General features: G+C 42.7%; 8 protein-coding genes and 1 tRNA gene. 6 read left to right on the top strand and 3 right to left on the bottom strand.

All coding sequences use genetic code 11. The features are described 5' to 3' along the window. Positions 1-102 precede the first annotated feature (102 nt). Positions 103-1902, top strand: a complete 1800-nt coding sequence (locus BV375_RS24275; protein ID WP_086765284.1) for a serine/threonine-protein kinase — start codon at positions 103-105, stop codon at positions 1900-1902. A 10-nt stretch (positions 1903-1912) separates the two neighbouring features. Here the strand turns inward: BV375_RS24275 and BV375_RS24270 are convergent, their stop codons facing one another. Further along, positions 1913-2212 carry a 30S ribosomal protein PSRP-3 gene (locus BV375_RS24270; RefSeq protein WP_086686548.1) on the bottom strand — a complete coding sequence of 100 codons (300 nt, stop codon included), beginning with the start codon at positions 2210-2212 and terminating at the stop codon, positions 1913-1915. Positions 2213-2363: 151 nt separating this feature from the next. On the opposite strand from BV375_RS24270, the gene BV375_RS24265 reads away from it, so the two are divergent. Then, complete coding sequence (locus BV375_RS24265; protein WP_086765282.1) at positions 2364-3161, top strand: TIGR01548 family HAD-type hydrolase; 798 nt, start codon at positions 2364-2366, stop codon at positions 3159-3161. A gap of 100 nt (positions 3162-3261) precedes the next feature. Here BV375_RS24265 and BV375_RS24260 read toward each other — a convergent pair whose 3' ends face one another. Both BV375_RS24260 and ruvB read right to left on the bottom strand, forming a co-directional pair. Continuing rightward, positions 3262-4068, bottom strand: a complete 807-nt coding sequence (locus BV375_RS24260; RefSeq protein WP_086765280.1) for a tetratricopeptide repeat protein — start codon at positions 4066-4068, stop codon at positions 3262-3264. A gap of 122 nt (positions 4069-4190) precedes the next feature. Next, the gene (gene ruvB / locus BV375_RS24255; protein ID WP_086765278.1) at positions 4191-5294 is read right to left on the bottom strand and encodes a Holliday junction branch migration DNA helicase RuvB; all 1104 of its coding nucleotides are present in this window, start codon (positions 5292-5294) and stop codon (positions 4191-4193) included. Positions 5295-5449: 155 nt separating this feature from the next. Between ruvB and hisF the strand changes: the two genes are divergently transcribed. The 4 genes from hisF (at position 5450) to BV375_RS24235 (ending at position 7860) form a co-directional block, all read left to right on the top strand. Then, positions 5450-6223 carry an imidazole glycerol phosphate synthase subunit HisF gene (hisF, locus tag BV375_RS24250; protein ID WP_086686552.1) on the top strand — a complete coding sequence of 258 codons (774 nt, stop codon included), beginning with the start codon at positions 5450-5452 and terminating at the stop codon, positions 6221-6223. Between the two features lie 100 nt (positions 6224-6323). Next, a complete protein-coding gene (locus BV375_RS24245; RefSeq protein WP_015128896.1) occupies positions 6324-6515 on the top strand; it encodes a hypothetical protein in 192 nt (63 codons plus the stop codon). Between the two features lie 104 nt (positions 6516-6619). After that, positions 6620-6692 (top strand) — tRNA-Ala (locus BV375_RS24240). Between the two features lie 547 nt (positions 6693-7239). Further along, positions 7240-7860, top strand: coding sequence for a TMEM165/GDT1 family protein (locus tag BV375_RS24235; protein ID WP_086765277.1), 621 nt, complete (start codon positions 7240-7242; stop codon positions 7858-7860). Positions 7861-8146 lie beyond the last annotated feature (286 nt).

The raw sequence follows: 8146 nt of genomic DNA, 5'->3' as shown, positions 1-8146 counted from the left end.
TCTATGCCCTATCCCTTATGCAGCAACCTTTATAGGTAGGTTGTCACCCTCTGAGAAATTTATGTTAAATCTAATCTGGCTGATAACTCTGGCAGGGAAATTTTGCTGATACAAAATCGTTATCGTGTACTCCAGCTAATTGGTCAAGGGGGATTCTGCAAAACCTACCTCGCTGTAGATGAGAATCAATTTCCCCCAGTTCCTTGTGTTATTCAACAATTATCCTGCCAAAATCAAACACCAGAAAGCTTTGTCCAAAAAGCACAACAGCTAAAGCTACTAGGCCAGCATCCTCAAATTCCTGCTTTACTAGCACACCTCCAGGATGAACAACACTTTTACTTAGTACAGGAGTTTATCGCAGGTAGTAATTTAGCTACTTTGTTGGAAGATGAAGGAGCTTTTAGTGAAAATCAAATTTGGCAACTTTTAGTAGATATATTGCCAGTTTTGAAATTTATCCACGATCGCAACATTATCCACCGCGATATTAAACCAGAAAATATTATCCGCAGAGCCTCCGGGGAATTAGTTTTAGTTGATTTTGGTACGGCTAAACTTGCCCAAGAACTTGACCAACTAATAGCTGAAAATTGCATCGGTAGCCCAGAATATATTGCACCAGAGCAAGCAAAGGGAAAAGCAGTTTTTGCCAGCGATATTTACAGTTTAGGTGTAACATGCATTTACCTACTAACCCAGATTCCGCCCTTTGATTTATATGATGTTGCGAATGATTGCTGGGTCTGGCAAGAGTATCTTAGCACCAGAGTAAGCGATGTCTGGCGACAAGATGCGAGGGGCCTAAACCTCACAAAAATCCTCAATAAACTGCTGCAAAAGTCTATCAGCCAACGCTTTCAATCAGCTGATGAAGTCATGCTAGCAATGGGTATCGAATCTAAAATTCAAAATTCAAAATTCAAAATTCAAAATAATTTATGGCAATGCATAGATACCTTGAGTGGGCTTTCCAGTGTATCTGCTGGGATAAACTGTGTTAGTTTCAGCCCTGATGGCAAAACATTAGCTAGTGGTGATGACAAAATCATTAAATTGTGGGACTTAAATACTCATAAAGTCTTAGCTACCCTATCAGGGCATTCCCAAGCAGTAAAATCATTAGCCTACAGTCTTGATGGCAAGATATTAGCCACGGCTAGCGACGATCACACTATTAAATTGCGGGATATTAATCAATTTCAAGAAATCTGCACTTTAGTTGGACACTCACACGCCGTAAAATCAGTAGCTTTCAGTCCAGATGGACAGATTATCGCTAGTGGTAGTTGGGATAAGACAGTCAAACTCTGGAATGTGAATACTGGCAAAGTAATTTGTACTCTCACCGGACACCAATTACAGGTGACTTCAGTGGCGTTTAGCGTGCAAGGGCAACTTTTAGCCAGCGCTAGTTTTGATCGCACGATTTGCCTGTGGCAGTTACCTACTACTGAGGTGTTATTGAAATCTCAGGAAGCAACAGGAGAATTTAAAAACCGCCCAGATTGCACCTTGTTAGGCACCCTTTCAGGTCATGCATGGGCGGTTTTAACGATCGCTTTTAGTCCCGATGGGAAAATTTTGGCGACGGGTAGCGATGATAACACTATTAAATTATGGGAGGTAAACACTGGTCAGGTAATTACCACACTGTTGGGCCATTCTTGGTCAGTTGTAGCAGTGGCTTTCACGCCTGATGGCACAATGCTAATTAGTGCCAGTCGCGATCGCACTGTTAAACTTTGGAAAGTTAGCACAGCAGAAGAAATTGCTACTCTTTCTGGCCATGCAGACTCTGTATCTACCGTTGCTGTTAGCCCTGATGCACAACTGATTGCTAGCGGCAGCAGGGACAAGACCATCAAATTGTGGCAACTTGTAGAACAGCAGGGAGACTAATTGAGAAATTTCAAGCGCTACCTGTAAAGGCAACTTCAGGAAATTTCAACTGCGCTTCTGCCATTGGACGGTTTCTGCCTTCCTCTTGCCAGTAGTTAATTACTTCTGTGGCTTTATTGAGTAACTCAACCCGATCCAAATCGCTAATCCAGTGTTTAGACTCCAGTTCCTTCTTTAACTCTTCCCAAGCATCGTTTCTAGGCCAGAAAAAGTACTTGGTTAGAGGACTTGTGCCTTTGCCTACAATTTGATCGACAGCAAGAGCAACGTTCTCGTCTAACCACAGAATTTTTAAAATAAACTTGGTCAATCAAACCTCCGGGGAATATCCAAGCATTACTTACTAAGTTCGCGATCGCTTATTTTAACGCAATACCTCACCACATGGCTAAAGAGTGATTGCTAATTAGCAGCCAGGATTAGATAATGAGCTTTTTTGAGTTTTCAATCTATACCATCTTATGACAGAACAACTTTCACCAAAAGCGATAGTAGTTTTCGATATTGACGGCGTGATTCGCGATGTTAGCGGTTCCTATCGTCGCGCGATCGCAGATACTGTTGAGTATTTTACCAATCAAGCTTATCGTCCGACACCATTAGATATTGACCAGTTGAAATCCGAAGGTATCTGGAATAACGATTGGGAAGCATCTCAAGAATTAATTTACCGTTACTTTCAATCTCAAGGACAGCCGCGCGAGCAACTTCAACTTGACTACAACACTATTGTTGCTTTTTTTCAATCCCGTTACCGAGGTACAGACCCCGAAAATTTCACTGGGTATATCTGTGATGAACCCTTATTATTACAACATAGCTACTTAGAACAACTAACACAAGCTGGAATTGCTTGGGGATTTTTTAGCGGTGCAACGCGTGGTTCGGCTAACTATATTTTAGAAAAACGCCTAGGCTTAAAGTCTCCAGTGTTAATTGCGATGGAGGATGCACCAGGCAAACCAGATCCCACAGGACTTTTTGCTACTGTCCAAATTTTGGAGAATGGGTGTAAGAATTTACCTCCTGTATTATATGTGGGAGATACGGTAGCTGATATGTATACAGTTGAGAAAGCCAGAAATTTGCACCCACAGCGCACTTGGATTGGTGTAGGCGTTTTACCACCTCATGTACAAGAAACAGCAGCCCGTCGTAATGCTTATGCTGAAACGCTAAAAAAAGCGGGAGCAACAGTAGTTTTGAGCAACGTGGAGGAATTAACCCCAGGACAGATTCAGGAATTGGTAAAATCTTGATCTAAAAGATGGGTGCGATCGCCCATTGCTTCTTAAAATAAACTACTGGGAAGCACTTACCTGTATGCAAAGCATTAAGTATTGATACTTCCCTAAGAAATCATTGGAGTTTCAAAAACTTATCCAAGGCTGCTACCAAGCTAGGCGGCCAACGGCGAGTATTTGTTACCCAGTTGATATCTTTGTAACGGCTATCCAATCCGACGGCTGCTACCCAGTTACTTTCGGCTTCGCCTTTTTGTCCCCCCACCCAGTATGCAGCTGTCAAAGCAGCACGCACATCAGCAAAGTTAGGATATTTGCGGGTGATGTTTCGCAATTCGCGGATGGCTTGGTCAGTTTGACCTGTTTCATAAAGCGCAACAGCATAGTTAGCGCGAGCAAAGGCGAAATTTGGAGCAATTTCAAAGGATTTTTTGTAATCAGCGATCGCATCTGACCATTTTCCCTGACCTGCTTTGGCATTGCCGCGATTGTTATATGCCATCGCATCCTTGGGATCTAGTTCTAGGACATGATTATAATCTGCGATCGCATCTGACCATTTTCCCAACCCTTCTAAGGCTGTACCGCGATTTAAATAAGGATCGGTAACGTTCGGGGCAAGTTCTACGGCTTTGTTGTAATCTGTCAGTGCTGCTTGTAATTTGTTCTGACTTACCCTAGAGTTGCCGCGATTACTCCATGCACCGGCATTGGTAGGAAATTGCTCAATTATCTGTGTCCAGTAACTTTCAGCTGTGGCAAAATCACCTTTATTGGTAGCCGCAAAAGCTTTATTCGCCAACTCATCCCCTTGTTGTAACTGCTCTTGAGTCACACTCGGAGGTTGGGATAGTGCCATGACTGGTGTACCCCAGCCAAACACAAGCAACAGACTGAGAAAAATGCTAATTAACTGAATCATTTTGCTTTATCTGTAATGGAGCATGGGGCATTGGGCATTGGAAGAGGACAAGGAGGAGGCGAGAGAAATAACTGAGAATTTTTGACTCTTGACTCTTGATCCTTGACTTCTATCTAAAATCATTACAGCAAAGACATCTGTCCATTAGGCGGCTTAAAACCTAAATGCTTGTATGCTGCGGTTGTCGCTGTTCTGCCACGGGGAGTCCGGCTTAAATAGCCAATCTGCATCAAATAAGGTTCGTATACTTCTTCTATTGTTTGGGTATCTTCACCTGTAGCGGCGGCTATTGTTTCTAATCCCACTGGACCACCATTAAATTGCTCAATAATTACACTCAACATCTTGCGATCTGTCCAATCTAAACCACATGGATCTACTTGGAATAGTTGTAATGCTTCGGCTGCAACACTTTCATCTATTTCCCCAGATGTTTTAACTTCCGCATAATCACGTACTCGCTTCAGTAATCTATTGGCTATCCGTGGCGTTCCCCGCGATCGCCGAGCAATTTCTGTGGCTCCATCTTCTGTAATCGGAGTTTGGAGTAATTGAGCAGTGCGCAGGACAATTTTGCTCAGTTCGTCAACTTCATAGAATCGCAGTTTTTGCACTAAACCAAAGCGATCGCGTAGTGGTGAAGTTAAAGCGCCTACTCGAGTTGTGGCTCCCACTAGAGTAAATTTTGCCAGGGGTAAGCTTCTAATGCGCGCGCTGGAGCCTTTGCCAATGGTAATATCTAGGCGATAATCTTCCATTGCGGGATAAAGAATTTCTTCCGTCATCCGCGAAAGCCGATGAATTTCATCCACAAATAGAATATCTCCTGGTTTTAAGTTCACCAGTAGCCCTACAATATCCCGTGGACGTTCTAGTGCTGGCGCACTGGTAATTTTGTAGTTAACCCCCATCTCAGATGCTAAAATCATTGCCATTGTGGTTTTACCCAATCCCGGCGGTCCGTATAGTAGCAAATGATCCAGCACTTCACCCCGTGACTTGGCAGCTTTGATGGCAATATCTAGCACATCTTTTAAGTCTTTCTGCCCAATGTAATCGGCAAATCGCTGCGGCCGAATACTTTCTTCTTGTTTACCTTGTTCATCAATTGCAGCTTCGGGTTGCAAAAGTTCTTGATCTAGAGAAGCTTTCACTGACTCTTGAGACTGCTTTTTTGGTTGTCCATTGGGGTCTTGAGGCTGTTTTTTCGAGGAGATAATCGCCATAATTCAGCTATCAACTTTGACTTGGGAACTGTGTGAGCGCCATTTGGGCTACAAAACTAGACATAAACAAGGCATACAAAGATTTTCGCTTGAGAACACGCACGCCCATTTAAAATTTAAATTCCGGACAATTACCCAGGAGTAAAAAAATTATTATGTTATCTAAAAGAATCTTACCGTGCTTAGATGTGAAGGCGGGACGGGTTGTAAAAGGAGTTAACTTTGTTAACCTGCAAGATGCAGGCGATCCGGTAGAACTGGCAAAGGTTTACAATGATGCCGGTGCGGATGAGTTAGTATTTCTGGATATTACCGCGACTCATGAAGACCGAGACACGATTATTGATGTAGTTTACCGGACTGCTGAACAGGTCTTTATTCCATTAACTGTTGGTGGTGGGATTCAATCCTTAGAAAATGTTAAAGGTTTGTTACGAGCTGGAGCAGACAAGGTTAGTATTAATTCTGCGGCAGTACGTGAACCAGACTTGATTAATCGGGCAAGCGATCGCTTTGGTAATCAGTGCATAGTTGTTGCTATTGATGCTAGACGCAGAGTTGACCCAGGAAATCCAGGTTGGGATGTGTATGTGCGAGGTGGTAGAGAAAATACGGGCAAAGATGCCTTACTTTGGGCACAAGAAGTTGAAAAGCGCGGAGCTGGAGAACTGTTGGTAACAAGTATGGATGCTGATGGCACTCAAGCTGGTTATGATCTGGAATTGACAAAATCTATCGCTAATACTGTACAAATTCCTGTGATTGCTTCTGGTGGTGCTGGCAATTGCGAACATATCCATGCTGCACTGACCGAAGGGAAAGCAGAAGCAGCATTACTTGCATCACTTTTACATTATGGGCAATTGAGCGTAGAACAAATCAAAAATTATTTGCGCGATCGCTCTGTGCCAGTAAGAATGCTTACCTAAACTATTATTTCTCCTTATATGCACATCCATCCTAGGTCAGAGACGCTTCCTCAAAACAGTGTTAATATAAATTAACTAGTATGAATAAATATTAATAAATATGTTGATCCCTATTTTATTATTTGATGTGGCGCTGGTGGCTTGGTCACTGCACCTAATGGAGAAAGCCTTTGAGCATAAGGAGTTCTCTTTGATGTTGGCAGGCACCTTAGTTGCTCTTGCTGCTGCTGCTATGTTAGTAGTTTACTTTTTAATGGGGCACTGTATGAGCTACTTGCTGCAAGTATCTTAGTAAAGTGCTGAGTGTTTAGTTCTGCACTACAGCTATCATGCTTTACATTATATTTATAATTGACAAACGTCATCTGTTTAGGCATAATAGATAACGCATCTCAAGGGGTTATAGCTCAGTTGGTAGAGCGCTGCAATGGCATTGCAGAGGTCAGCGGTTCGAACCCGCTTAGCTCCATTTGTACATTAAATTCAGCAAATTGAAATCATTGAATAGTGATATTATTCACCATCGCATTCTTCGCTTTCATAAACTAAAGTATTTGTAGATTGGGCAACTGTTCTGATTTAACACCAACCAGACTACCCAACCCATTTTCATCTTCGGATACAGACATTACTATATTCAGTAGTAACACGTAAAATTATATTACAAAAGAGAATTCACTCTTTTGATAGATGGCAGTGGAGCCAAGAGCAAATGAATTATGAATTGTAATTGCAAGTATAACAATGGCTAAGAATGAAGCGATCGCATACTCTCTTGACTCCTCCTGCTGACACATATACAATGCAGATCAAGTAGAAGGGGAGTAGCTGCTGGCTTTAAATTGCCAGCGCATCTGAATCAACATACTGGCTTCAGCCTGGTTCAGATGACAAATATTAGATATTTGGAAGCGAGACCTTCACTAAGTTCACACCAAAATGTGTGCAGCTTGGTGAAGTTTTAGCGCTTTCATCAAGCTTCACATCGTTCAACGATTTTTCAGGAGCTTGAGAGAGTGCTAACAGCTTTTACCGCAGGATTGTTACTAATTACAGTTTCAGAGCTAGGTGATAAAACATTTTTTATCGCCGTAATTTTAGCAATGCACCACTCGCGGCGGTTGGTATTCATCGGGGTGATAGCCGCTTTAGCTGCAATGACAATCCTTTCGGTGATGTTGGGACAAACAGTGTCTTTGTTGCCAAAAGTTTATATTCATTATGCCGAAATCGCTTTGTTTATTGCCTTTGGTATCAAGCTTCTGTATCAAGCTAGTAAGATGTCTCCCGCCAGTTGTGATACGGAAGTAGTAGAAGAAGCCGAAGCTGCGGTGAAGCAAGCAGATTTAGAATTACCACTACGCAAAACTCCACTAGCAATTATAATCGAAGCCTTTGTTTTGACATTTATGGCCGAGTGGGGCGATCGCACGCAAATTGCTACCATTGCTCTAGCAGCCGGGAATAATCCGATTGGGGTAACTATAGGTGCAGTGTTAGGACATGCCATTTGTGCTGCGATCGCAGTGATTGGTGGCAAAATCATTGCTGGCAGAATCTCTGAACGTCAACTTACTTTGATTGGTGGATGCTTATTTTTAGTCTTTGGTGTTGTTGCTGCTATTGAAGGAGCATAATCAAAGGCAAAGTTCAACTTAACTTAAGCCTGTTAAGGTGTCATACCATTTCACTTTAATAATGATACAAATACCCGGGTAAGGGTTTAGCATTGCTCATACGTGTCAACTTAACGTGAAACCCTTGTTAAAAGGTGATTTTGTATTCACTCACCTACCATTACGATCCTCGTCACCCCACCCCAGTTTTGTCTAAAGCCAAAACTTCCCCTCCCCGCCTGCGGAGAGAAGTTGCGTGCGGGGGTTCCCCCCCGTTGAGCAAACTTCGGGGGAGGGGATTAAGGGG

Origin of the sequence: Nostoc sp. 106C (genome assembly GCF_002154725.1) — a bacterium.
Taxonomy (GTDB): domain Bacteria; phylum Cyanobacteriota; class Cyanobacteriia; order Cyanobacteriales; family Nostocaceae; genus Aulosira.
Note: the sequence above shows the minus strand (reverse complement) of the source record. Positions and strands in the feature narration are given on the sequence as shown.

Bases quoted from the DNA above. Each gene is read 5' to 3' on its own strand.
- BV375_RS24245 (WP_015128896.1), top strand. From the start codon at position 6,324: ATGTTGATCCCTATTTTATTATTTGATGTGGCGCTGGTGGCTTGGTCA.
- BV375_RS24260 (WP_086765280.1), bottom strand. From the start codon at position 4,068: ATGATTCAGTTAATTAGCATTTTTCTCAGTCTGTTGCTTGTGTTTGGC.
- hisF (WP_086686552.1), top strand. From the start codon at position 5,450: ATGTTATCTAAAAGAATCTTACCGTGCTTAGATGTGAAGGCGGGACGG.
- ruvB (WP_086765278.1), bottom strand. From the start codon at position 5,294: ATGGCGATTATCTCCTCGAAAAAACAGCCTCAAGACCCCAATGGACAA.
- BV375_RS24265 (WP_086765282.1), top strand. From the start codon at position 2,364: ATGACAGAACAACTTTCACCAAAAGCGATAGTAGTTTTCGATATTGAC.